The sequence below is a fragment of the Cupriavidus sp. GW821-FHT07C08 genome, assembly GCF_059419025.1.
In genome coordinates this window covers 216826-242521 of the sequence record NZ_JBWKQZ010000002.1, presented here as the reverse complement: position 1 = coordinate 242521, position 25696 = coordinate 216826, and the positions used below count along the sequence as shown (strand labels likewise).

Genomic DNA, 25696 nt, shown 5'->3' with positions numbered 1-25696 from the left:
GTAGCTTCGGGGGAAAGGGCGACGTATCGCCCTTTGCGGCCCCCGATCTACACTTGAGTTACAAATTTCGTGACGAGATAGCCGTCGAACGTCTCGGTCCCACCCTCACTCCCGATACCGCTATCTTTAATGCCTCCAAACGGTGTTTCGGCGAGAGCGCTTCCAAAGTGGTTGATGTTGACCATGCCGGCCTCAAGGCGGGTAGAGACAGCATGCGCTGTCTTCGCTGACTCGGTAAACACGTAAGACGACAGGCCGTAAGTCAGTTTGTTCGCCCGTGCCAGCACCTCATCCAGATCGTCGAATGCTACAACCGGGGCGACAGGGCCGAATGGCTCGCAAGTCATGAGCATGGAGTCGTCTGAAATGTCTATAACGACGCTGGGCGCGAAGAAATGTCCTGTGTCGCTGCACCTGGTCCCTCCCACGACAACCTTTCCGCCGCGCGCTTTGGAGTCGGCAATCAACCCTTCCATTGCAGCAACACGGCGTTGGTTTGCGAGCGGTCCCATCTGTGTCGAGCTGTCTATACCGTTGCCGACCCGCACTGCGCCAATGACGTCCGTAAAACGCCTGAGGAACCTATCGTAAGCCCCGCGCTGGACGAAGAAGCGGGAGGGCGAGACGCATACCTGACCAGCGTTTCGCAGCTTGTAGTTTGCAAGCATCTCGGCGGCGGTATCGACATCCGCATCGTCGAAGACGATTGCAGGGGAGTGACCACCAAGCTCCATAGTGATTCGCTTCATATGGAATCCTGCGAGAGCTGCTAGTTGTTTGCCAACAGCAGTGGACCCCGTAAAGGAGATCTTCTGGACCAGCGGAGATGCAATGAGGTGTGCTGACACCTCCGCCGGGACGCCAAATACAATGTTTAAGCAACCAGGAGGAAGGCCCGCATCATGGAACAGTTGAGCGATCGCCAGCACGGCACTCGGCGTCTCTTCTGGTCCCTTCAGAATGATCGTACAGCCTGCGCCAAGCGCGGCAGAGATTTTCCGGATCGCCTGATTGAAGGGAAAATTCCAAGGGGTGAAGGCTGCGCAGACTCCGACCGGCTGACGTAGCACGAGCTGGCGGACGTTAGGGTTGCGGCTGGGGATCACGCGGCCGTAGATCCGCCGAGCCTCTTCTGCATGCCAGTCCGCATGCTCTGCACAAACCGTTACTTCGCCCACGGCTTCGTGCAGAGGCTTCCCCTGGTCAATGGTCATGTTGCGGCCGATTTCCGGCGCCCTTTGACGGGCGAGCTCCGCAACTTTACGCAAGATTGCACTGCGTTCCAAAGGCGATGAGTCGCGCCACGTCAGGAAAGCTCGATGAGCCGCCTCGACGGCGGTGTCGAGGTCCTCGCGGGTGGCGAGCGGCAGTCGCCCAACGACCTCCTCCGTCGCAGGGTTGACTACGTCCTGGTGTCGCCGGCCTTCAATGCCGAGAAATTCGCCATTGATGTAAAGGGATAATTCTGGATACACAGCGTGTACTCCAATGACTAAGAGGTTAGCTACGAAATTCTGTGCTTGTGACGGAGGTCGATCTATTCGAGCTTAAAATCACCGACCTTAATTACTGCATCAATGCTCTTCTTGCGCTGCTTAAGGTAGCCCTCGAAATCCTCCGGGGACTGCGTAATGACTTCCATTCCAGTGCCTTGCATCCGCGTGCGAAGCTCGCCGTTCTTCAAAATCGTAGCGACATCGCTCTGCATTTTTTTGATTGCGTTCTGGGGCATCTTGGCAGGCGCATACAGGGCGATGGTTCCCGTAAGCTGGACGTCAATCCCCGCTTCCTTGAATGTAGGGACGTTTGGCAGCATAGGCGAGCGTTCTGGCGTCGACACGGCAAAGGCCTTCACTTTTCCAGCCTTAACGAGTTGCGCGATCGGTGCCATATCGATCATGAGCATATCGATCTCGCCTGAAACGATAGCGGGGACACTTTGCCCAGCACTCTTGTAGCCGACTGGGGTCATCTTTACCCCGGTCTTTTGCGCGAACTCCTCCATACCGACACGCATGCCCAAGTTGGCCCATCCGTACGTGAACTTCCCGTTGGCCGCACGAGCTGCCTTAATGAGGTCAGCGAGGTTGTTGTATGGCGCGGAAGCCGGGGTCACCACAACGAGTGGGGTTGCGGCTAGCCCGCTCACAAGGGTGAGTTCCTTGGTGGGATCGACAGCAACAGTGGGGCGCAAGTTTGCGTCGATGATCAACGTGGACGGGGGCATGACCAGAAGGATCGAACCGTCCGGTTCAGCTCGCGCGACAGCCTTGCTGGCGATCGCCCCGTTTGCGCCTGGCCGATTTTCGACGATTACGGGCCGATTCCAGATTTTTGCCAGCTCTTCGCCAACTGCGCGTGCAACTACGTCGGTGCCACCGCCCGGTCCGTAGCCAACAAAGAGCCGGACCGGCAACGGGCCAGATTGCTGGGCGTACAGGATGGAGGGCAGGGCCAGGGAGCAGAGTAGGACTGCTCTGCGGATAGCCGAAGCGGGTTTTGTCATGTTGTCTCCTCTTTTATTATGAAATACAGCCTTAACCTGCTACCGCAGCTGGAGCGTGGCTCTTCGTCCACTCCTCCTTCAACGGCTTGATGTGCTCACGCGCTTTTCTACTGGCGTTCCAACTAAGAACGCCCATCAAAACGTCTCCCTGGTAGTAGCGAAAGATGCAGGAGTCGTCTTTCAGTTGATCCCCTTCGACAACTTCAACGGTGTATTGAGGGCCGATGCGTCCGTAGCTGTGGATTTGGACCTGGTACTGATCCGACCAGAAGAACGGCAGCGGAGCGTATTCAACGCGAGAGCCGAGCATGTTCTTTGCCGCGGCCATCGCCTGTTCGCTTGCATTCGTCCGGTGTTCAATACGCATGTGCTCGCCGTAGCCTTTGTGAAACCACTCTGCAGCATCGCCGGCGGCATATACGTTCGGGGCTGCTTCACAGTATTCATTGCAGACTACGCCGCTGCGGATGTTTAATCCGCTGCACCACTGCACGCTGGGAACTGCGCCGATAGCCACAACAATTACGTCGCAAGCAATCACAACCCCAGTGTCCAAGCGGACTTCGGTAATGGTGCGGTCACGCCATTTCACCTCCCTGAGTTCGCAGTCGTTGTGGAAAACCACGCCGTTGGCTTCATGGAGTTTTTCGATCCGCTTCCCAACGATATCCCCGACTCGCGCCCCGAGAGGAACTTTCGACTTGTCGATGACGGTCACCTCACAGCCGCTGGTCTTTGCAATCGCCGCTAACTCTGTGCCGATGAAGCCCGCGCCGACTACTAGTACCCGCTTTCCGGCAGTCAGATGTTCCCGAATCGCCAGCGCGTCGTTTAAGTTGCGCAGGCTGTAGCAGTTCGCCGCCTGGCTGAGGTTGGGAATCACTCGAGCGTCCGCGCCCGTGGCGATCAGCAAGCGATCATATTGAAGTGTGGAGCCGTTGCTGAGTTGCAGTGAACTGGCGTCCGTATCGAGGCCGGTGGCCGATGTCCCGTCCAGGTAGTGCAGGTTCAGCGCCTTCATGCCGTCTTCGGACACAAGGTTGAGCGCCTCTACCGGACATTCTCCTGCCATCAGCCGCTTTGAAAGAGGAGGGCGGTCATAGGGCATGCCGCCTTCCTTTCCAATCAGCGTGAGCCGCCCTCCCCAGCCCTGTGCGCGCAGCGCTCGTGCTGCCGTGATGCCGGCGGCCGAGGCGCCGGCAACGACGATGTGCTCGGGGGAGTTCATCACTGATCCTCGTGAATCTCGATGGCGAGCGCTGGGCAGATGCCAGCCGCCAGGCGTGCTGATTCGAATTGGTCAGCCGACGGCTCTGCGTTCAAGAGAATGACGATGCCATTGTCCTTTTGGTCGAACAGATCCGGCGCGTTGACGACACATTGACCAGAACCGCAGCACTTTTCGGGGTAGATTGTGATTTTCATGATGCTTCTCATTTAAGTCGGGATTACCAGCGAACAGGGAGTTCCTTGACGCCATACATGAGTGAATCGCCCTTGAACTCAAGGCTTTCCACGGGAACAGCAAGCTCGAGGTTCGGAAACCGCTCCAGCAAGGCGGTGAACATGATCTGCATTTCGAGCCGTGCGAGGGGTTGACCGATGCACTGATGCGGGCCGTATCCGAACGAGACCTGCGTCCTTGAATCTCGGCGAAGGTCGAACACATTCGGATCTTCAAATTTCGAGCTGTCGCGATTGGCCGAGACACTCAGCACTACAACGGGGTCGCCCGCCTGGATCATTTGTCCGTTCACGACAATGTCCTCGGTCGCGACACGACGCTTTCCTGAATGTGTGACATCCAGATAGCGCAGAATTTCTTCCACCGCATTTGGAACGAGGCTTGTGTCTTGTCGAAGCTCATTCCAGATATCCGGTCGTTGCAGGAGGAAAAGCACTCCCATTGCGGTCGTATTCGCCGTGGTCTCGTGGCCGGCAATCAGCAAGAGCCTTGCAAGGGAAACAACGTCCGTTTCGGTGATATCGCCCTTTCGTACGTGATTGACGATGAGGCGGCTGAGGATATCTTCCCCGGGGTTCTCCGATCTCTTCGCCACCAGGCCCTTCAGGTACACCTCGCACAACTCATGATTTGCGGCGATGGCCTCCTCAAGCGTCGCACTACTCGACGTCAGGACCATCGCCAGTTCCTGAAAGAAGTCATGGTCTTCGTACGGAACGCCAAGCAACTCTGAGATCGCCAATGCCGGCGTAGCCAACGTAAAGGCGCTAACCAGGTCGGAGGGTTGAGGCTTTGTTGCGAAGTCGTCCAGCAGCTTGTCTACGATCGCCTGAATCCGCGGGCGAAGGGCCTCGATTTTGCGGATCGAGAATTCACCTGTCAGCATGCGCCGATGCTCTGCATGCTTGGGTGCATCCATGGTGATGAAGGTCCGGTTACTACCCCGGGCAACTTTCATTGCAGCACTGACAGTGGGATAGCCGGGATTCGTAATGTCAGAACTAAAGCGAGGGTCAGACAGGACCGAGCGGACGTCGTCATAGCGCGTAATCAGCCAGGCGATCTTTCCGTCCCAGAGCCTAGCTTGCCCCAAGCCGCTTCCTTGCTGCATCTGGAAGTACACCGGCGGCGGCGACAAAGGATCGACCCGTTCGGGCGGAAAGTCGGGGATGCCGCTGTCCCCGCCAGCGTGCATCGGACACGTGGACTGCGCAGGTGAGGCCGCGTGAAACGGGCAGCCAGTCGACTGCGTGGGGGTTTGGGGGGCGGTCATGAATATGTCTCCGATGGGAAATTGTGAGTACATATTAGGTAGCCTACCTACTATGTGCAAAAGGGGTTTACCCTAATCGGTGCAGAGGATTGACCTCGCGTCACAAATCTCGAGCGGGACCAGGGGTGGGAGAGGAGGGCGTGGCTAGACTGGGGGAGCCCAGTTGGCCTGAAGGCGGGCGACCGCCGATTTCAGTGGTCAAGATATGCCGCCGGTGACCCACTGGGTATGCGCGAGGACTGTTTGCCTTCTGGTTGTTATAGCTCGTCCCAGGGTAGATATGCGGTCCGGCCGGGCTGGCTGACGACAGAGGTCGGTACCGAGTGAGGCGCGGCCGGAGGCCCGCTTGGGACCTGCTGGAGGCCACCTTTGACGCCGGGACCTTCCGTGAGGTCGGGATCGCAGGGCTTCGGTTCTTACCTATGCATAGGCGTGAAAAAACACCCGCATGGACGTGGGGTTAGAAGTGTGCGATCGCCACCACTCGCTGACCAAGGGGGCAGCCTCACGACGCGTTGTTAAAGAGGCGCGGGGGGACAGTGAAGCCGGTGCAAGAAGGCAAGCGAGAAAGCCGAAGCGACCTCGCTTTGGCAGCCTACAAATCAAATAAATAGGCTCCAGCTCTCCCCTAACTCGGCACTGAGGTACTCGAACATCGACATGAATCGAAAGCGCTCCCATTGATTGAACGCCTCGCGTACCGCTGCCATCAGTGACATAGCTACCTCCGGGGTGATCGACTTTAGTTAGGGGGGCCACCGCAAGAAAAAAGCAGGTCTTTCAACACTCGTTCGCATCGGCGCATAGCCCATTCCACGATGCAATCGATTACATGGAGCATAGGTCGCCACGATGGTCTGTCAAGATAAAGTGTAAAAGTGCCATTTGCGGCTCAAAATCAGCCACCTGACTTCGTTGATGGGAGGGTAAACGCCTATTTGATTGTAATAGGTAGGCTACCTAATATTTACGACAAATAAGAGTAAGCGCGCTTCGGTTTTTCAAACATTGCTTATAGAAGTGGAGACAAAATCAATGCAACATCATCCCCGAAGAGGTTCGACCCCCACCCCCCAGCGGGTCCGGGATGTTCTCAAGCCGATCTCCGGTGCCGCCGTGGGAAACATGCTGGAGTGGTTTGACTACTCGTTGTATGGCTATCTATCCGCCACCCTGGCGAAGGTGTTCTTCCCAAGCAGCGACCCGATCGTTAGCCTGATAGCGGCTTTCGCGGCATTCTCCGTCGCATTCGTTACCCGACCACTCGGCGCTCTGTTTTTTGGATCGCTGGGAGACCGGCTTGGACGGCGCGATACGCTCGCGATTGTCGTTGGTTTGATCAGCGTTTCGACGGTGTTGGTCGGTGTCCTACCGGGATACGAGGCGATTGGCATCGCCGCTCCTTTGCTGCTGGTAGCCCTACGCATGATTCAGGGATTTTCCGCGGGAGGCGAAGCAGGTGGAGCACTCGCATTCCTTGCCGAGTACGCCCCGACACGCCGGCGTGGCGTTGTGATCGGGTTCTTTGGTATGTCGGCTGGAATTGGTGCGTTGAGCGGATCCGGTCTTGTTCTGGCGATCACCAGCATTTTTGGTCAGACGGCAGTTGAGGCATGGGCCTGGCGATTGCCCTTCCTGATCGCTGGCCCGATTGGGTTGGGTGCGTTCTGGCTGCGGCTGCGCATCGAGGAAACACCGGCATTCCGGTTGCACTTGGAACGCGAGGGCGCGGCACAAGCACCATTGCGGGAGGCCCTTCGTGACGACTGGCGAAGCATTGTCAAATGTCTTGGCGTAGCGATCTCACACGGCATCCCTTACTACTTGATCCTGGCGTATCTCCCGTCATATCTCGTGTCAACTGGTCGGTTGAGTAGCGGGCAAGCTCTAGCGGCGTCCGGCCTGGCCTTTCTGGGTTCAGTGATTGTGATCCCATTCGCTGCAGCGCTATCCGACCGCGTGGGTCGACGACCCGTCGCCTTTACGGCGGCATTGGCATACCTCGTCGTTGCGCTTCCTTTGTTCCGGATCGTCGTGGGCTCGACACCAGAGGTGGTAATTGCCACGATGGCTAGCGTCGGTGTACTGATAGGGATGTATGGCAGCGCGCCGTTCTGCATGATGACGGAGCTGTTTCCGACACGCACACGCTACAGCGCCATGTCGATAGGCTACAACATGGCCATGGTGCTATTTGGCGGCACCGCTCCTTTAATCAGCGCTTCTCTGACGAAGCTGACCGGAAACCCTTCATCACCCGCCTATTTCATGATGGGAGGCGCGGTGTTGTCTATTTTTGCCATCTTGGCGTCTCCTGAAACGTCACGAGTACCGATTGACGAGCTCGGACAGTCGGACGAGCACATTCGCCGCGTGCGCATGGCGCTCAAGGCATCGGCTCGCGTTGAGTGATCTCCTGATTATGAAAACCGCTACATACGACTACATTGTTATCGGCGCCGGCTCGGCAGGGTGTGTTCTCGCTTCTCGGCTGAGTGAAGATCCCAGCGTCAAGGTACTGCTGATAGAGGCGGGCGCTCCCGCGTCATCCATCTTTGTTCAGATGCCGGCAGGGATCCGGGTTCTCTATAAGAGTCAAAAATTCAACTGGCGCTATTGGACGGAGCCCCAGACACAGCTGGACAATCGGAATATTTATATACCCCGGGGCAAGGTGGTGGGCGGTTCATCCTCGATCAATTCCATGATTGCTATCCGGGGGAACCGATCCGATTACGACAACTGGGCATCTCAGGGCCTGTCGGGCTGGGACTATGAATCCCTTCGTCCTTATTTTCGAAAGATTGAGGATGCATCACTGGTAACGAAGGCGAGGAATGACGATCGCGGGTACGCGGGTCCGATTCGCCTGTCATACGGCACGCAGCAAAACGCCATATCGACTTCGTTCATAGAGAGCGCAGTATCTGCCGGTATGCCCGAGAACAACGGATTCAATGGCGCGTCGCAGGTAGGCGCAGGATTCTACGAGCTTACGATTGCCGAGGGAAAGCGATCCGGCGCTTATCGTTACCTGGATCGAGCAGGTAACCGATCCAATCTGACATTAATGGCGAACTGTAAAGTCCGCAGGATTCTCCTTGCTGGAAAGCGAGCGCAAGGCGTAGTGATTGAGGATGGATGGGAGGAGGTGGAGCTTCGCGCGGACCGGGAAGTGATTCTGACAGCAGGAGCCATTGCCTCACCGCAACTCCTGATGCTGTCGGGGATCGGACCGGCCAAACATCTGCAGTCGATTGGTATCGCTCCCGTGGTCGATCTGCAAGGCGTCGGTGAGAACCTTCAGGACCATCTTGATTGCGCGATTCGCTTAGAAGCGTCGCAGCCCAATACGCTTACGCCCTATATCGGCCTGGTAAGAGGCGGAATGGCAGGAGCTCGCTATCTTCTTTCAGGAGGCGGGCCGGCTTCCTCTCAAGGCGTTGAGGCAGGAGCATTCTACAGCTCCGGCGGAAATCCGGATCTGCCTGAGTGGCAGGCCCATCTGATCATTGCGATGCGTAATCCACCGCCGAACGAAAAAGTTCCCCACGGATTTGCAGTCCGCGTATGCCAGCTGCGTCCAAAAAGTAGAGGCGTGCTGCGACTGCGTTCCTCAGATCCGTCCGCTTCTCCCCGAATCGACCCTCGCTTCCTCTCAGACGAGTCTGACCTGGAGAGTTTGGTGCGCGGCGTGGAACGCACGTGCGAGATTGTCGACCAGCCGGCGCTCCGGAAGTACATCAAACGAAGGCTCGACATCGATGCTTTCTCCACCGGTGCAGCCCGTAAGGCATGGATACGCTCGCATGCGGAAACCATCTATCACCCGGTTGGCACGTGTCGCATGGGAGTCGACGACAACGCTGTTGTTGATGAGGAGTTGAAAGTTCGCGGGGTTGAGAATTTGAGAGTAATTGATGGATCTGTGATGCCCACGATCATCAGTGGGAACACGAACCTTCCCATTATGGCCATGGCAGAGAAGGCCGCAGACTTGATACGAAATTCACGCACATCCGCTCGTTGAAGTTTTCGGAGAACTCTGTTCACTGGCGATTGGAGCTTGCTCCGTCGCCTTCTTCCCGGTTGTCCCCTTACACGGGGACGAAAGGTTGCAGCATAGATTTCCCAGCATCGAACGGGAACGTCTACGGGCTTGCGTCGTTTGATGGAAGCGTTGGGCCACACCCTTTCTCTCAAGCGCCGAAACCGCCGGAATGCCAAAGCGCGGGTTCCAGCAAAGAGGACCACGTGAACAAGGGACTCGCCAGTCAACACATACCCATCACGGGCGCGTCACAGGGCATCGGCCGCTGGACATTCCCTGTACTTCAATAACCTTAAGGAGATAAGAATGGTCAAGTTCACCTATTTGGTACTCACGAACGCGGTTCCGGGGCGTGAAGAAGAGTTCAATCGCTGGTATACCGAGCAGCACCTTCCAGACGTGTTGCGTGTACCGGGCGTGGTGAGTGCACAGCGCTTCAGTCGCACGGAGCAGCAGCGAAAAGCGGGGCCTCATCCGTGGCAGTACCTGGCACTCTATAACTGCGAAGCCGCTGACCCGCAGGTCGTCACAGATGGGATCCAGGCTCGCGTCAACACAGCGGAGATGCAAATGAGTGACACGGTAGGCGATGTCAAATATGGTTGCTATTTCGAGCCAATCACCGAGGTGATTCGCAGTAAGTAGACGGCATGGAAGTACCTGCTTTCCCGTCGTCTCAAAGATGAGTCGGGTAGAAGCTCAACAGCTTCTCCGCCACGTGAGGCGACGGGCCAGGGCGGGTCGCTTACTCCGCCGTAGCGGCGATGGAAGGCCATGCAACCCGGTGCGAGAGCTTGGGACTTGGGCCCAGGAGGCCAGCCTAAAACCTTCAGCGCTGCAATCACATGGGCGACTGCGTTGTTGCCCGTAGCGGATCACGCATCCATTTCGCGGCGCCAGGCTTGCGGGCTCTGCGATGTCCATCTCCGGAATGCGCGAGTAAATGCACTGTGCTCCGAGTACCCAAGTATCCAGGCCACCTCAGCGAGCGAAAGCCGTGGATCTTTTAGGTAATTCTCTGCAATCCGGCGTCTCGTGTCGTCACGTAGCTCGCGAAATTTCAGACCCAGTTTGTCGAGTCGCCGCTGCAACGTGCGGGGGGTCATGTGCATGGAGGAAGCCACTGTTTCAAGGCTCACTTCGCCTTGACGCGCGAGCCCGGCTACCGCTTGCCTGATGGCATGTTCCATGTCATCCATCTTCGGCATGGCACCCAACACAGCCTGTACCTGAAGCTCCATGATTCGCAGTAGCGCTTCATCAGGTTGACGCAGAGGCGCCTGCAAAAGGTCGGCGGGGAAGCGCAGACTCGTCTCCGGTTGGTCGAACTTCACCGGGCAGCCGAAGTATGCAAGATAAGGGGTGGTGTCTTGAGGTGTTGCGTTAACAAAGCACACCTCCTCCAGCCTCACATCACCATCTGTCATGGCTCGCGTGAAACGGGTCATCGCAGCCAAGGCCGTTTCGTCAACGAGCGGCCCCGTTGGTTCCGTCGAACGGGGCCACGTCATCACGACGGACTTACCTTCGGTTCTTAGCTCCGCCGGCGTTACGTTTGCAACCACACGGTCGTACTGTTGCCAGCGTTGCAAGACAGCCCCGACGTCAGGGCAAGCCCCAAGTGCGTATCCAAGCACGCCGAGATGCGCAGGCGCAATGCGCTGGCCAACGTGCAATCCGAGGAGCGGATCATTGCAAACCTCGGCGGCACGCTCAAGCAAACGCCGCCAGTGATCGAGCGCGTAGAGTCGCACTTCCTGGCAATTAGGGCTGGATTCCCCCAGCACATGCACGGCATCCAGCCCTTGGTCCTGCAAGTAGTCGAAAAGCAGGTTCACGTAGGTGCTGGCGTAGTAAGCGGTGGGCGCGGACATGGGATGACAATGAACAATGTCGCGAAGTGTCAAGAAAGTGTCGAGGACTGTCAATGCGGAGGGTCACCAGTTTGATCAAACTGTCGGCAAGCCAAGCGAACAGGAGTCTAAATTGCCGTCCGATATGATGAACTGGCTGCATTCCATATTTGGGAAGTCCGTGGATTGGAAGCAGGCGTTCATGCTCAGCATGGTTCCTCTCTTCATCATTGCATTCAGTCTCGAGACCCTGATCAATCGAAGGCGTAGAGCCGAATCGACACTGAACTGGAAGGAGGTGTGGGCGAACATCGCATTGGGCACCACTTACCAGATCATGGAGCCCCTGGGAGTGGCTCTTGTGACAGGATCCATCTATGCGTGGGTATATTCAAAACGTTTGTTTGATATCCCGGTGGACGGTTGGACCATTCTCCCAATCATTCTGTCGGTCGAGTTCTGCTACTACTGGTTTCATCGCGCCAGCCATCGAATCCGCTGGTTTTGGGCGGCGCACGTCGTTCATCATACCGGCGAGAGCATGAACTTCACTACGGCGGCACGACAATCGATGCTCAATGTGGTCGCTGGGAGTTTCATCTTTTTCCTTCCTCCCGTGCTCCTCGGTGTGCCGCCGGCCGCAGTCGCACTCATCCTGGCCGTGAATCTGTCCTATCAGTATTTCATTCATACCGAACTGATCCGCCGCCTTCCTGGCTGGATTGAGTACATCTTCAATACACCGTCCCATCACCGTGCCCATCATGGCCGAAACGACCAATATATCGACAAGAACTACGGTGGCATGTTGATCATTTTCGATCGCATGTTTGGCACTTTCGAAGAAGAACGGGAGACGGTGCAATACGGCATCACCCAACAGATTAAGTCCTACAATATCCTGGTGCTGAATCTCCACGAGTTTGTCGACATGTGGCGTGACGTGATGTCACCGGGGCCCGTGTGGCAGCGACTGCAACACCTGTGGCGGCCGCCGGAATGGGTGCGCCGTGGTCATGAACCCATCCACACATGGACGGTGGACAGGAACGAGCCGACCGGCAGTGAGTCGACACCCACTCCGTCAACATCCGCTACCTGAGAGCCAACTCATGCATCGCCTCTCTCAAATATACCTGGCCGTTTCGGCACTGGCTTTCCTGCTAATTGGCTTGCATACGTTTCACGACCCCGTTACGGCAATGGCGGGCCTCGATATGCAACCCCATTCGGTGAATGCCTTCAATGAGATCCGTGCCAACTACGGTGGCATGCATCTCGGTATCAGTCTGTTGCTGGCCCTGGGTCTACTCTCGAAGGCGTGGCGAAAGCCCGCGATGTGGATCAACGTCGTGTTCACCAGCGGCCTGGTGCTCGGGCGGCTGGTCAGCATTTCCGCTGACGGTTGGCCAAATGATCTCGTTCGAATGTTGCTTGGAATCGAAGCAGCAGCGGCATTGACCGGCCTAGCGCTGTTGTGCTTCCTCAACAAACATGATGCGCGCTCTTCCATGAGATGAGCGCTCACTTTGAGCGCCCGCGACGCGTGGACATGAGGTCATCGTTCACCCAGTCCTATCAAGTTAAACTCGCACCGATCAACCTCCACCTGTCCTGATACCGGTCTTGCGGACAACGCGCGAGATATCCGCATTGACGGGCTTCACCGCTTTCTAAGCATCCTTTCATCGCGACGGGTCCGACGCAGCGAAGAGAACGCTAGCTCTCCCGAGAGCAGTCAAGGTGTTGGGGCCTGGCCCCAGTAGAGACTACGGAGGTCGCGTCCAGGACCGTAGTGTTCGGTCTCTTCTGGAGTCTTTCGATGCCGTGTCTGCACAGCGCTTTTTTGACGGCTGCCCGGCGGTCCTTACACGCGTGGGCTGGTCGAGGCAAATCGAGACGAATCGCAATGACAAGCGGGCGCCGGCATCCGGGCGCTGGAGTACCTGCTGTAAAAGCGACTCTATGACCCCAGTCCTATTGGGTCAGATCCGCACTTGTCGCGTGATTGAGCAGACGCGCTCAGCGTGCGGGACGCCAGTTGTGGGGAAGCAGCTCGTCGATGCGGCTGTTCAGATGGGTGGGCAGGCGGGTCAGCACATCGGTGATGTAGGCCCATGGATCGTGCCCTTGCAGCCTGGCTGATTGCACCAGGCTCATCACGACCGCGGCGCGCTGACCGGCCAGTTCGCTGCCAGCGAACAACCACGAGCGCCTTCCTAGGGCCCAGGGGCGGATCAGATTTTCTAGGCTGTTGTTGTCCACACTGACCTCTCCATCGAGGAGGTGGTGCGTCAGCGTCGGCCAGTTCTTGAGGCTGTAGTCGAGCGCCTTGGCTGTGATGCTGCCCTCAGGCACACGTGACCGCTCCAGTTGCAGCCAGGCATGCAGTTGCTCCCACAGCGGCTTGGCGTCGCTGTGCCTCCTGGCCTGACGTTGCTCGCTGCTCAGCGTGGCGAGCTCGCGCTCAAGACGGTAGATCTGCGCGATGCGACGCAGCGCCTCTGGGGCGACCGTGCTGTTGCCCTGGTTCCGCAGCAGTTCGTCGTACCGACGTCGGGCATGAGCAAGACATCCCGCCGCTACGCGACCGGGGCTGGCTTGCAACACGCTGTCATAGGCAGCGTATTCGTCGCGCACCAAGGTACCTTGCCAACATCGCTCGTTGCGGTCTTCGCTAGCACCTCCCAGGAAGGCAATCGGGTACTGCGCGCCTCGGCCAATACAGAAGTCGTAGATCACGCCAGGCAGTGGATCGAAGGCGCCGCGCGAGTAGGCCCAGACGTACGCTCGCTTGGTCTTGCCGGCTCCCGGGTCGAGCAATGCCACCGGCGTCTCGTCGGCGTGCAGCCCCCTTGCTGCAAGTACGAAGCGCTTGTGCGCTTCATAGAGCGGTTCAAGCGCCGCACCAGCACGCCCGGACCAGGCAGCCAGTGTTGAGCGCGGCGTGTGTACGCCCGAACGGGCGTTGATCGTCTCCTGCCGGTAGTAAGGCCGATGGTCGACGAAGCGGCTGATCAGCGTGTGCGCCACCAGCCCGGCTGCAGGCAGCCCACCGTCGATGATCTGGGGTTCGACGGGTTCCTGCACCAGGCGTTGGCAGCAGCGGCAGGCCCACTTGCCATAGATGTGGCGGTGCACGAAGAACTCCGCCGGCACGATATCCAGCTTCTCGCTGACGTCCTCACCCACGCGTACCATGGTCCGTCCACAGCCCGGTGTTGGGCAGTGAGTATCCTCGGGTTCGTGGTGATGCTCGACTCGGCGCAGGTGGGCCGGCAGTGGCTGGCGACGGGGCTTGCGCGTGGACCTGGTGTTGTCTTCAACAGAGGGCTCGCCCTTGGCCTGCTGTAACTGCGCTTGCAGACTGGCCTCGTCCTCGGCCAGGGACTCCTCGAACAGCCGGCGCTGCTCAGCGCTCATCGCCTCGGTCTTGGCCCCGAACTTCCAGGCCTTGAGTCGCGCCAGCTCGAAGGTGATCTTCTCGATCTTGACGTCCTTGAGCTTGATCTCGCGTTCCTGCTGCTGAATGTGTGCGAGCATCTGCTGCGCCAATGCCAGCACGTCCTCGGGCGCGAGGTCCTGAAGGCCTTGATCTTGTAGTTGGCGCAGGTTCAGCATGGAGCCATCGTGCCAGCCACCGGGCACTACCACCATCCGGATTTATGCTGTCAACGCGCCGTGATCATCCTCATATCCGCGTAATGGCGCGCAGGTCCTCCAGGCGCTGCCAAGGCAGGCCGAGGACCAGGGCGTCGAACTGCGCCTGCGTCAGTTGTGCGCCGGTGGCGCCGGCCTGTACCGCAGGCCAGACAAATCGTCCCTGGTTGAGGCGGCGAGCGGCGCACCACACGCCAAAGCCGTCATGTATCAATAGCTTGACGCGGGTGTGGCGGGCGTTCGCAAACAGGTAGGCGTGATGAGACTGGGCTGCGCCGAAGACCTGTACCACGCGCGCCAGCAGCCGCTCGGTGCCGGCACGCATGTCGATGGGCTCGACGGCCAACCACAGCGCGTCGATGCGGATCATCGCAGCCAGTCCCGAAGCAGTTGGGCACATTGCTGTGCCGCTGACAGAGGCCAGTGCACAACCAGCGTGCCGCCTGGGCGCTGGATCTCGATGCGGATGGCGTCGGGAGCTACCGGAGCTGGCGTCTCGCATGGGACCGCCTAGGCCGGCTGCATGGTTGGTGTCAAAGGCTGAACATGCAGTGGAATAAACGCACGGCCCTCGCGCTGCGTTGCCCGCATCTGGCGTTCACGTTCCTCTCTGACCCATCTGTGCACCATGTTCGGGTGCAGCCCATGGCTGAGCGCCACGCCGGCTACCGATGCCCCAGGCTGGCGAGCTTGCTCCAGTACCGTCGCCTTGAACTCGGCGCTGTACTCTCTGCGGCGCGGCCGCTCGATAGTTGTCGACACTCGATCCATCGTCCCCACGATCCTCCATCGTGGGGACGATGCAGGATCCCGTGGATCGATTCAAGGCGGAAGAACTGGACGCTTACCCCTCATGTTCCGTAAGCAGCTCTTATAAAATGCAATTAATCGCCTTGATGCGACCAAAAACTTGAACGGAAGCTTGTATCAATGGGATGGCGCCGAAATTTCACGATGGTGAAGGTTCGGCGCAGGCTGCTATTTCTTGCTGCCCCAGCCGATCCGATGCCGCTCCTGAGTAGCTTCATGCCGCGCATCCTCTTCGCTGTGCAAGTAGCCGCTCGTCGTCGGCTGTGCCCAAAGTTGTCGCGCGCAGCCAGTGCGCTGAGGCGCTGGCCAGCACCGCGGCTTGCGGTTCCCATCCCGGCGCGCGCCCCCGCACGCGCTGCGCGGCCATGCGCCCCTACGCGATAGGCTGGCAACCTCAGACTACCATCGGCGTGGTAGCGCCATCGATCGACAGGATGGAGCCCGAAATATAGCTGGCCCGTGGCGAGGCGAGGAACAGCACAGCGTCCGCCACCTCTTCCGGCGTGGCCAGGCGGCCCAGGCCGGTGCGCGCGTTGGCGCGCGCCAGCGCCTGCTCCACTGTCATGCCGCCGATGCGCGCATCCACTTCCATGCCCTGCTGCAAGCGCTCGGTATGCGTAGCCGACGGATTGACCGCGTTGACGCGCACACCCTGCTTGCCGTAGGCATTGGCCAGTCCGGCGCTGGCCAGCATCAATGCAGCGTTAGCTGCGCCACCCGCCAGGTGGGCGGGGTTGGCCATCTTGCCACCCATGCCCACGATGTTGACGATGGCGCCGCGCCCTTGCTGCGCCATGCGCTTGACCACCGGGTCAATCACATTGATGTAGCTGAAGTACTTGGCGGTCATGGCTTCCTGCCACAGTTGTGGGGTCAGCTCGTCCGGCGGCCGGCGCTTGGCCGCGCCGGCCGAGGTCACCAGAATGTCGATGCCGCCAAGTCCTGCCACCGCTTCTTCCACCGCGCGTGCGGCCTCGGCGATATGGGTCAGATCGGCGGATACCGCGACCACGTCCTTGGCAAATTCGCCCTGGCCTTCGGCCAGCTTGGCGCAGGCCTTCGCCAAGTTTTCTGCGCTGCGCGAAACGATGGCCACGCGCGCGCCCTCACGCAGAAAGCCGACCGCGCAAGCGAGGCCGATGCCGCGGCTGCCGCCGGTGATGAGCACCCGTTGATTGCGGAGTTCGAGATCCATGATGGTGTGCCTTGGCTGGTGGGGAGTGCGGGCGTCGTTCGACAAATGGCGCATCCCCATGTGTGGCGGGCCGGTTGCAACGCCGGTGAGATGATAGGGGGTGATCATAGCGCGCCTGTTGGTGCCCACTATAGTTTCATGATGGTGAAATAATTTCCACGGGCGTCTACCTCTTGCTGCCCCAGCCGATCCGATGCCGCTCCTGCGTGGCTTGATGGCGAGCATCCTCCTCGCTGTGCAGATAGCCGCTCGTCGTCGACAGCGAGCTGTGCCCGAAGTTGTCGCGCACAAAGCGCAGGTCGACCTGTTGGTCGGTCATGTGCGAGCCGGCGGTGTGGCGCAGCCAGTGCGCCGAGGCACTGGCCAGCACCGCGGCTTGCGCCTCCCATTCCGGCCCGCGCGCACGCAGGCGCGCCGCGGCCATGCCGAACACCTCTTTCAGGATCAGGTGCAGCGCGCCGCGTGACAGCGGTTTCTCGCTGCCCGCTTTTCCAATCACCGGCAGCACCAGCGGACGCGTCTCCCCGAACTGCGGGGTAGGCGGCAATTCGTGGGCGCGGCGGTAGCGCGCCAACTCGGCAATCAACTCGTCGGTCGCCGGCACCAGCCGGGTCTTGTTGCCCTTGCCGGTGACCTCCAGCCACCAGCGCTCGATGCCCTGGGCATCGCGCCGGCAGAAGAACGCGCCCATGGGGGTGGCCGTCAGCTCGGCGGCGCGCAAGCCGCCCAGATAAAGCACCGTCAGCACCCAGCGGCAACGGGCCGCGTGCAGGCGTTCCCGCGCCGTCTCGGCCGGCATTGCTGCGACCGTGTTTTTGACCACCTCCCACAGGTCGTGGCTCAGATAGCGGGTGATGCGCGCCTGGGCGGGGGCGCGGCGGCGGCGGGCGAGGGCGAGCGGGTTGCCGGCCAGGTAGCCCGCCTCGGTCAGCCAGGCGAACAAGGCGTTCAGGATCACCAGCGCCTGGCGCACGCTGCCGGGCGACAGCGGCCCCGCAAACGGGCGCCAGTCCGGATGATTGCGCGCGAGCTTCTTGGTCCCGGTCAGCACCCAGCGCGCGGCCGGTTGCGGATCGGCGAGGAAGCGCTCGTAGGCAAGCAGGTCTTCATGGGTCAGCGAGGACAAGGGCTTGCCCAACTGAAGCACGGCCCACAGGATCAGCCGCTCCACCTCGCGGCGATACGTGGTGAGCGTCGCGGTGCTGTCTGCGTAGCGGGCAAGCCAGGCGGTCACCGCGGCATTTCCTCAGCGTCGCAGCACGACAAACGTTTCAACCATCGATCGAAATGCAGCACACTTCGCCGGTGCATGAGTCCGAGAAACTCCCGCGCGAGACTGCGGACCTCGCCCACCACGGGTTCGATCTTGCACAGCGCCTTCACGAACCGCTCGTGGTCCGCACTCTTTGGCTCCTCGATGGCGAGGTTCCTCCATCGTAGAACGGAGCAAGTCTGTCACTCCGGAATCCAGCTGGAACCCGCGTCGAATATAGAAATCCGGCCGGTGAATTGACACTATTGCTTGCACTCCCCACGAAGCAAAATCGTCAATTCGCATTAGTCCGGATTAATTTCGTCAATTGGCGTCCTAGACTTCGAATCCCGCTCGTAAGGCATTGATCTCATGGAAGATTCTCTGCATATAGCGGAGCCGGTTGCGCTCGTCCGCCCGCGCGGTGCGCACCGCTTCGAAGCATTCAGTCCAAAGCTGAAGCGGCGGCTGACTTTCTACCGACGCTGTGCGCTCGATCAATGGGTCTTGATCGAATCCGATCCGGCAATCGGCCACTTTTGTGAGCGCCCCGGATTCATTCAGTTTCGAGAGAGGCGGCACTTAGCAGACTTCCTGGTCTCGTACTCCGATCGTCAAGAGTTGATCCTCCTGCCGGATCCAGTGATCGATGAAGAAGCGAAGGAGGGCCTCGAGTTGAACGCTGATACGGTCAATGTCCGGTTGGTCGACGCGGCCGAACACGCCGCTTCACGCGTCTGGATAGAAAACTGGCTGCGTATGCTGCCGAGTATCATAGCCACGCAAGGTCTCGTGTCGGTGTCCTTGCTTGATGCGGTCGAGCGCTTTGTCGCCAGTCGAAAGACGCTTTCAGCCATCGAGCGAGAGTTCTCGAAAGGTGACCCCGTGCTCGTGCGGGCCGCCATCTTCAATCTGCTGCATACCGGTCGCGTGCATGCTGAGGAACTGCGAACCGACGCATTGTCGTGGATGACGAAGTTTGCAGTCAGGGAGTCCTGATGATGCCGCGCCGAAAGCCTGAGTTCCAATCCCTCGATTTGAACGCGTGGCCTAGCATAGCGTGGACGGAGCTTGACGCCGAAGTGCGAGAGGTCACGAAGGTAAGAGTGCAGGCCATCGAGCGTTATGCGAGCGGCGAAAGTGTCAAGGAAATTGAGAAGGCAACCGGCGTGGACCGTCGACAGCTCTATCGGTGGCTCGAGCGAGGCTTGGCGCTGCATCCTGACGGACGCATCTTTGGATTCCGCGCCTTGCTGAGGTACGTGCGGGTCAATGAGTACGTCCGCATAAGTCCCGTCAATGGTCGGCCCAGCGAAGATGGACGGGGTAAAGCAGGCGCGTTCGCGCTCTTCTTAGAAAGCTATCCGGCGCTGGCAGGATGGCTGCTCCTAAAAATAAAACAGCGCCGCGTGTTGCTCAAACAGGTGCATACCAATGGACGACTTCATACGCGCTTGGTCGGCCTGCATGCCCTGCACGGGGAGTTTCTGTTGCAATGCCGGTCCCTCGGCCTGACGGCGGTGGATTACCCCTTCAATACGGAAGGCGGTGCCATTCGGTCGCTATCCGCGCGCCTTAAAGACGAGTTGTCGCGCAGTTTCCGCACCGCGGCACGGGCGGCAGGCGCCACGCACCTGAAGGGGCTTCCGCACTACGATCAGGCGGAAAGTCGGCCGGCCATGCGCCCCTACCAGGTCGTAGAATTCGACGGTCACCGACTCGATATCCGTCTCAAGGTGGTCGTACGCGATGCATTGGGCTTTGAGCATGAATTCGAGATCGAACGCGTTTGGTTACTTGCGATCATCGACGTCTGCACGCGTGCGGTGCTGGGCTTTCACCTTGGGCTTGGCCTACGCGCAAGAGAAAAAAGATGGACATCAGGCCGAGCCTTGAAATTACTGGAATCGGCAGACCGCGAGACGTCCATTAGATTGGGAGAAAAAGTGGACACAACGTCCGTCGCGTGTCCATCTTCCTCCACAAGTTTGCTATATCGTATTTCGAGATCTAGCGCGACTGCAAGGGCAGGACACTACCGCCACGCAGCGCGGCCAGCTCCTTGCGCAGGCTGAATACCTGGCGCAGCAGGGCGAGTTCGCGAGCCAGCGACTCGTCAAGCTGTGCCTGCAGATCCTTCGCGTTGCCCTTCGCTCGGTTCAGACGTTCGGTCAGTTCGAGCTTTGGCCGCTCGGTTACGGCGTTGGCCGCATCGATTGCTGCGATCAGCTCGGCAAACTGAGGACGCGACTTCTTGATGCTGCCTTTCTTGCGGCCCGCCTCGATCGCCACGGTATCGTTGTTGATACGCGCACCCTTGCGCTTCTTCAGCCGCTCAAGGGCGGCGTAGTAGTCGGTCATGGCATCGCTCATGCGGCCTCCGGTTTCATCAGTTTCTCTTGCGCGTCAAGAAGTCGTTGCAGCGTCTGTGCCTCGATGCGGCATTCGACGCTCGCCTCATCGACAGCGCGCAGCTTCTCGACTGTGGTGCGCTGTGCCTTGATCACGCGCTGAAGCTTCGACGGCACGATCACGAGGTTACGGCAGTTCGATTCAAGGCAATCCAGACGCATCCAATCGAGCGGCGTCGACTTGCACGGCTCGACGCTGGCGCACCCGCCAAGCACCGTCTCACGGTACGCCAGTTCGCCCTTCCCGAACATCCTCACCGTCTGCTCGCGTGAGTAGACCGACACAGGCGACGCCTGCACGGCACGGCTCTGTGTCCATGCTGCGTGCCCCCCGAACAGCCGCTCGTCAGAGAACAGCACCTGCTCAGCGTACGCAAGGTACTCGGACAGGCCCTGTGCCTCGGCCCATTCTTTCGCGAAGTGAGCCTTGTCGGTGTCAATGAAGCCCTGCGCAAACGCCGAGCCGCGAGCGTAGTACATGCTCATTTCCTGCGTGATGTGCTGCAACTGACGTTTGAGCGTCGGTAGCGTGACGAGGCCGCTGCGTTGCGCATACAGCGCGAGCGAGCGGCGAAGCTGATGACGCGTGAACGGCCACTGCTGCCCGACCGCGTACTTCGGTTCGTCTTCCCATGCGCGGTGCATGTCGACACGCTTCAGTTCAGCGATGTCCTCGGCCGTGATCGTCGGGAAGACGCGCTCACGAAAAGCTTCGACTTCGATATATATGGTAGTGGGCGCCCGGTTTGCCACGTACTTGAGATGCAGACCCATCCGACAGAACAGCAGGTGGGAACCGTCCTTCGATTCGGCGTAGCCTGGTGCGCCGTGCGCACGATGCGCTTCGCCCGACAGCCGTTGCGCGAGCCTGACGGCGCGAGCACCGAGCGGGCTCGTCACCCAGCATGCGCGTTTGGGACGCCCGCCGGACAGCTTGGTCGTCACGCCCTCGATGGCGTAGTGCATCACACCATCCAGCCGGGTCTCCCTCAGACAGTCGTACGGCAGGTTCTCTGCTTCCATCGCGCGCATGCCGGTGAACGACAGGATGACCAGCTGGCATAACGCGCTGATCGAGGCCACAAGCGACATCACGACGTAAGGGGAGTCCGTGCACCCGAAGTGGACAGCAGCCGTCTTCAGTGAGGCACAGACGTCAGGGCGTTCGCCAGCGTATGCGCGCGCGAGGTAGTCCGATAGCGCGTTCGCGACGCTCTCGGCGATCCCGAGATCATGCTCGCAGGTCGACAGGAAGTGCTGGTAAATCCGCGTCGGGATGACCGCGTATTGGGAGTTTCCGGCGTGTTGCGCGGAGCGTTCGAGCAGGGGCTTATGCAGTTGGGCCAATGGCACGCGCAGCCCTGTGGCCTCGGCGCCCACTCGGTAAAGTTTCGCCAGAATCGAATGAAGGCGTTGGGCCTTCATGTCCATCCCGGCTTGTGCCGCATAGTCCAGAACAACGGCGACGCTGGATAGCCCCTCATAAAGAGTAAGCTGGCGTTCGGCGGCAAAGTAAGCAAAGTCCTTCAGGTAAACTGAGCAACCTTGAAGAGTACTGGACGCAGGTACCGTCTCGCTCGCTTCGTGCATCAGAAAGTACATGACCTGCTTCCACTGACGTGTAGTCGCGTCTGAAAGGGTGCGGCCTGCGTCGTTAAGCGGATGACCCCTAAAGTGGATACTGGTGCGGCGCGATCCAATCGTATATGCACGGATGTCCCAGGCGTCGTCACCAAACAGCGAAGCAGCTTTCCCGGCCTTGTCGGGTGTCACGACCGCATCGTCTTCGATCCGATACCAGTCTGGGCGCTCGGCGAGCGCCGCGATCAGCGTATTGTTCATGCCACTCCCAATTCGTAAAGCTGATCAAGCTTGGTCGACCAGAAAGCGTCCAGGTTTCCATCAATATCAACGTCGTGCTCGATCTGACCGACCAGCGCGGCGTCGCGCTTCCGTATTTCATTCAGGAGGAAGTCGACCCTTCGCAGCACCGCGCCGAACGAGCTCTCGTACTGCTCGAACGAGTCAGCACGCCCGCTTACGAGCCTGACGCAGTGACGGCAGCTCAGCAGCTTGCGGATGTCGGCGGCGTCAGCGTGCACGCGGTACTGATCGCAAAAGATACACCCTTCGGTCGAGCGGCAGTCAGGCAGTACGGTGACCGAAGCCGCGATCGGCGCGGGCTTGTGGAACTCGATGCAGACGCCCACCGCGCTCTTGATGGAGCCCGCCGGGTCGTTGCCAGCCTTCAGCACCGTCTTCTCGACTGAAGCGAGGAATGCACCCATCTCAGCCTTGTGCGCGGTGTCCGTGCCGTTCGAGTACGAGCGCAGCGCCGTGGCCAAGGAGTGGCCCATCAGCCTGGCTGCAACGACAGGACCGTGATTGCTCACCGCCCAATCCTGCTTCGCCGCACGCCACTGACGAGCGCTGATGCGCGGCAGCACAATCCCGAGCGTCTCGAGCCGACTATAAAGCCGATCAAGGAACTGGGCTGAGAGAGCCGTTAGCCGCCGTAGCTGCGCATGATGCCCGAGTACGACGAACAACGCGTCACAGTCTTCGTCCTGCACAAGATACCTGCGCAATGCCAGATACGCCTTGAGCTTTGGCATGAAGGCCAGCGAGACGGTGAACGCAACTTCCCTTCCACCTGCACGGTACTTAACCTCGCGAAACTTCTGACGTACAACAGATGCATCCTGCAGGGTCGCGGCGAGCTCCGGGCTCCATTTCATTGCCAGCAGCTGCGCGAGGCTGACGCCCGTTTCAGCCAGAAACAGCGTGGCGAAGCAAAAGGCCGCCAACGAAGCGTGCGAGCGACGGATCGGTGACTGTGCGTCTTCGTTGGCCGCCACGAGATGTTTGGCAGTTAACCACGCGATGCCCCACGAACGATGGCGAGGATTGTTAGCTCCAGCCTCGGCCAAGCGCCTCGTGATCTCTTCCCGGGTGCGCAGCTGTCCCGTCTCCAGATTCCAGCCAAGCAAGCCGTACGAGTCGTGCCCTTTTCTGCGGCCATGTGTGTGCGGAACGAGGCAAAGATTCTCACCTCGCGCCGTGGTCACGCGCAACGGATAAGGCTTGAAGTCGAGCACCAGCGTGCTGATGCTGCTGAAGAGCGCGTCAGCCCACGCGAGCAAGGCGGCTTGTGCCTCGGCGTCGGGCACAACTGTCGTTCCATTAGCATACCATTGCTGGCGCAGCACCCTCGCATCGGCGCAGAAGTCGTCGTTTCTGAAGAACTCACGAAGCATCGACAACAGATTAGGCTGAATGCCCGCGACGGTATTGTGGTTCAGCTTGCCTAGTGAGACCTGTTCACGCTTTTCGCGAAAGAAGCGATGAACTGCCTCCGCCGTAGCATTCTCGTCACAGAGAACCTGATGCAATCCCAGCCTGTCGGCCCAGTTGGCGAAGTCAAGCACGCCGCGCAGAGCACCGTAGATAGTCTCCGGACGCAAGGCGCCAAGGGTCAAACGCTCGGAAAGCTGCGTCACCAGCAGGCGTACAACCTTAGTGCGTTCGCTGCTAAAGCTTCTGGGATCGAACGTGTGCCGCGCGTGCCGCGTGTTCGACGTGTCACGCGTCAGGTAGCAGATCTGCCCGATATCGGAACGGGTGCGAATTCCTTCCCACTTTAGCAGCGCGCGCTCGGGATGCAGCAGCGTCGTGCCCACCGCGAGTGGCATGCGAACTTCCTCGTACACCCGGCTCATACTGCCACCCCGGTGTCTAGGGCGCGCGTGACCAGCGTCGACAGGTGTGTGCCCCAGCTGTCCTGCACAGCGTCGAACAGCTTGCGGTTCTCGCGGTAGCTGAGGTAGCCCTCGGTGGTGGACAGTCGTGCGTGCCACATCAGCTGCCGCAACTGATCGAGCGCCCGTGTGTACCTGGTCTCATTCGCGGTCATCGCGTCGACCATGTTCAGCCCAAAGGTTGCACGCAGGTCGTGGAAGCTAAACTCGTACCTGAGGTTGCCGAGCCGCTCGCGCATCATGGGCAATAGTTCGTCCTTGATGAACTGGCGCACGGCCTGTCCAGTCTTGACGTGACGGCGCACCTTTGGGCCAGTGCTGACCGGGCCGCGCGATGCGAGATCATCGTAGAGCGGCGCACCGCGATGGCTCAGAAAGAGCGGCTGGTCGTGGTCATCTCCGCCGTCTGCCAGTTGGCGACGCTTGCGCGCACGATCGCTGTGCACGTAGATGTACAGCCGCTCGTAGAAACCCCGGGGCAGGTGCAACACGCCCTTGACACCGCCCTTCGTGTCGATGCCCGTACCCGGCCCGCAGGCGAGACGGATGTCGTCGCCGTGAAACTCGCCTGGCTTGCGCATTACGTGTTTCGCGCGCACGGTCAATACCGTCTGGATGCGAGCGCCCGTCAACAAAGCGAACAGATGAACGAGCGTCATCTCGATGTTGCCGAGAGCGGCTAACGATTCAAGCAACACCGACTGCTCGGAAGAGGAGAGCGGGCGCAGGCGCCCGCCGTCCTGAATGCGATCGTCCCACGGGTCTTCCGCGCGGCGACAGCGGATCGACAGGTCAGTGGTCTTGACCTCGATCACGCCGCTGAATCCCTTCTGGTCCTTGACCTCAATGAAGCGATCAGATTCAACCCACGGCGCGTTCGCGGGCCTGAAGCCGGCTTCGGTTATGAGCCAGCGATAGAAGCGGGCTATAGCACCCATACGACGCTTCGCGACACCCGCAGACAGTTCGCCCGCCTGCACGGCCAGCCTGATCGATGCGCTATAGCGGTAGGTCGGCCGTTGTCGCTTGTTTGCGGGGAACGTTAGCCAGTCGATATCCTCGTCGTCCAGGTAACGACGGAACGCCACCAGATCGTCAGCGATGCTGGCGAACGTCAGCATATTGGGCGAGGACTTCGACTCCAGCATATCGATGAGCCAGATGTTCGCTTCAGCCCACGGCGCGCCGTCAGCAAGTCGGACAACGGGAAAGAGAGGGAAGGTGCTTGGGATCCACTGCGGTCGTGCGTCGCGCCGCTTGCCGGTGGCGGGGTCTGCGAGCGGGACCGTGTGATAGACGGTGCCACCCTCGGGTGTGGTGATGCTAACCGGCGTCGCGCCGGGAGTGTCGCGGTCAACGACCTCGGTAAGCGGTAGTTGCCGGATGGTGGTTCTTCTTGCGATCATCGCCCAGATCCTCTTATGTGTTTGGAGGTGTCTGCTTTAACACAGCCTGCGAGTAT

General features: G+C 59.7%; 21 protein-coding genes and 2 pseudogenes. 7 read left to right on the top strand and 16 right to left on the bottom strand.

The window, feature by feature from the left end; all coding sequences use genetic code 11:
* Nucleotides 1-47: 47 nt before the first annotated feature.
* The 5 genes from AC07UK_RS04265 to AC07UK_RS04245 form a co-directional block, all read right to left on the bottom strand.
* Nucleotides 48-1475 carry an NAD-dependent succinate-semialdehyde dehydrogenase gene (locus AC07UK_RS04265; protein ID WP_058698237.1) on the bottom strand — a complete coding sequence of 476 codons (1428 nt, stop codon included), beginning with the start codon at nt 1473-1475 and terminating at the stop codon, nt 48-50.
* A gap of 62 nt (nt 1476-1537) precedes the next feature.
* Entirely contained in the window at nt 1538-2506 is a 969-nt protein-coding gene (locus AC07UK_RS04260; RefSeq protein ID WP_043355327.1) for a Bug family tripartite tricarboxylate transporter substrate binding protein, read from the bottom strand.
* Between the two features lie 31 nt (nt 2507-2537).
* Nucleotides 2538-3734, bottom strand: a complete 1197-nt coding sequence (locus AC07UK_RS04255) for an NAD(P)/FAD-dependent oxidoreductase (protein WP_058698238.1) — start codon at nt 3732-3734, stop codon at nt 2538-2540.
* Entirely contained in the window at nt 3734-3931 is a 198-nt protein-coding gene (locus AC07UK_RS04250) for a ferredoxin (protein ID WP_043355325.1), read from the bottom strand. The genes AC07UK_RS04255 and AC07UK_RS04250 overlap by 1 nt, the downstream gene beginning before the upstream one ends.
* Before the next feature lie 23 nt (nt 3932-3954).
* Complete coding sequence (locus AC07UK_RS04245) at nt 3955-5244, bottom strand: cytochrome P450 (protein WP_196765234.1); 1290 nt, start codon at nt 5242-5244, stop codon at nt 3955-3957.
* A 1035-nt stretch (nt 5245-6279) separates the two neighbouring features.
* Between AC07UK_RS04245 and AC07UK_RS04240 the strand changes: the two genes are divergently transcribed.
* The 3 genes from AC07UK_RS04240 (at nt 6280) to AC07UK_RS04230 (ending at nt 9940) form a co-directional block, all read left to right on the top strand.
* Nucleotides 6280-7656, top strand: a complete 1377-nt coding sequence (locus AC07UK_RS04240; protein WP_070940839.1) for an MFS transporter — start codon at nt 6280-6282, stop codon at nt 7654-7656.
* A gap of 10 nt (nt 7657-7666) precedes the next feature.
* Nucleotides 7667-9274, top strand: coding sequence for a GMC family oxidoreductase (locus AC07UK_RS04235; RefSeq protein WP_058698260.1), 1608 nt, complete (start codon nt 7667-7669; stop codon nt 9272-9274).
* 327 nt (nt 9275-9601) lie between these two features.
* Nucleotides 9602-9940, top strand: a complete 339-nt coding sequence (locus AC07UK_RS04230) for an EthD domain-containing protein (protein ID WP_052495067.1) — start codon at nt 9602-9604, stop codon at nt 9938-9940.
* 230 nt (nt 9941-10170) lie between these two features.
* On the opposite strand, the gene AC07UK_RS04225 is transcribed toward AC07UK_RS04230, so the two are convergent.
* A complete protein-coding gene (locus AC07UK_RS04225) occupies nt 10171-11169 on the bottom strand; it encodes an AraC family transcriptional regulator (RefSeq protein WP_116318641.1) in 999 nt (332 codons plus the stop codon).
* Between the two features lie 16 nt (nt 11170-11185).
* Between AC07UK_RS04225 and AC07UK_RS04220 the strand changes: the two genes are divergently transcribed.
* Together AC07UK_RS04220 and AC07UK_RS04215 are read left to right on the top strand one after the other, a co-directional pair.
* Nucleotides 11186-12250, top strand: a complete 1065-nt coding sequence (locus AC07UK_RS04220; RefSeq protein WP_327077466.1) for a sterol desaturase family protein — start codon at nt 11186-11188, stop codon at nt 12248-12250.
* A gap of 10 nt (nt 12251-12260) precedes the next feature.
* On the top strand, nt 12261-12668 hold the full coding sequence (locus AC07UK_RS04215; RefSeq protein WP_058698241.1) for a DUF4345 domain-containing protein: 408 nt from the start codon (nt 12261-12263) through the stop codon (nt 12666-12668).
* A 502-nt stretch (nt 12669-13170) separates the two neighbouring features.
* Here the strand turns inward: AC07UK_RS04215 and tnpC are convergent.
* From tnpC to AC07UK_RS04185, 6 genes and pseudogenes are all read right to left on the bottom strand, one after another.
* A complete protein-coding gene (tnpC, locus tag AC07UK_RS04210) occupies nt 13171-14769 on the bottom strand; it encodes an IS66 family transposase (protein ID WP_058698262.1) in 1599 nt (532 codons plus the stop codon).
* 70 nt (nt 14770-14839) lie between these two features.
* Nucleotides 14840-15178, bottom strand: a complete 339-nt coding sequence (gene tnpB / locus AC07UK_RS04205) for an IS66 family insertion sequence element accessory protein TnpB (protein WP_058698242.1) — start codon at nt 15176-15178, stop codon at nt 14840-14842.
* 140 nt (nt 15179-15318) lie between these two features.
* Nucleotides 15319-15579 (bottom strand): IS66-like element accessory protein TnpA, encoded by a 261-nt coding sequence (gene tnpA / locus AC07UK_RS04200; protein WP_233528040.1) that lies wholly within the window; start codon nt 15577-15579, stop codon nt 15319-15321.
* Nucleotides 15580-15786: 207 nt separating this feature from the next.
* Nucleotides 15787-15985: pseudogene (locus AC07UK_RS04195) on the bottom strand (tyrosine-type recombinase/integrase); the annotation flags it as partial.
* 27 nt (nt 15986-16012) lie between these two features.
* On the bottom strand, nt 16013-16813 hold the full coding sequence (locus AC07UK_RS04190) for an SDR family oxidoreductase (protein ID WP_058698243.1): 801 nt from the start codon (nt 16811-16813) through the stop codon (nt 16013-16015).
* A gap of 166 nt (nt 16814-16979) precedes the next feature.
* Nucleotides 16980-18053, bottom strand: a pseudogene (locus AC07UK_RS04185) (tyrosine-type recombinase/integrase); the annotation flags it as partial.
* A 384-nt stretch (nt 18054-18437) separates the two neighbouring features.
* Here AC07UK_RS04185 and AC07UK_RS04180 point away from each other — a divergent pair.
* Nucleotides 18438-19064, top strand: a complete 627-nt coding sequence (locus tag AC07UK_RS04180; protein ID WP_058698244.1) for a hypothetical protein — start codon at nt 18438-18440, stop codon at nt 19062-19064.
* Complete coding sequence (locus AC07UK_RS04175; protein WP_327077467.1) at nt 19031-20140, top strand: helix-turn-helix domain-containing protein; 1110 nt, start codon at nt 19031-19033, stop codon at nt 20138-20140. The genes AC07UK_RS04180 and AC07UK_RS04175 overlap by 34 nt, the downstream gene beginning before the upstream one ends.
* Here the strand turns inward: AC07UK_RS04175 and AC07UK_RS04170 are convergent.
* Genes AC07UK_RS04170 through AC07UK_RS04155 form a run of 4 tightly spaced genes read right to left on the bottom strand, consistent with a single transcriptional unit; the run spans nt 20076 to nt 25640 of the window.
* Nucleotides 20076-20438 (bottom strand): hypothetical protein, encoded by a 363-nt coding sequence (locus AC07UK_RS04170; protein WP_058698246.1) that lies wholly within the window; start codon nt 20436-20438, stop codon nt 20076-20078. The two genes, AC07UK_RS04175 and AC07UK_RS04170, sit on opposite strands and share 65 nt — an antisense overlap.
* Nucleotides 20435-22318, bottom strand: a complete 1884-nt coding sequence (locus tag AC07UK_RS04165; protein ID WP_116318642.1) for an integrase — start codon at nt 22316-22318, stop codon at nt 20435-20437. Before AC07UK_RS04165 ends, AC07UK_RS04170 begins: the two co-directional genes overlap by 4 nt.
* Entirely contained in the window at nt 22315-24168 is a 1854-nt protein-coding gene (locus AC07UK_RS04160; protein ID WP_058697491.1) for a hypothetical protein, read from the bottom strand. The genes AC07UK_RS04165 and AC07UK_RS04160 overlap by 4 nt, the downstream gene beginning before the upstream one ends.
* A 23-nt stretch (nt 24169-24191) precedes the next feature.
* On the bottom strand, nt 24192-25640 hold the full coding sequence (locus AC07UK_RS04155; protein ID WP_058697492.1) for a site-specific integrase: 1449 nt from the start codon (nt 25638-25640) through the stop codon (nt 24192-24194).
* Between the last annotated feature and the right edge of the window lie 56 nt (nt 25641-25696).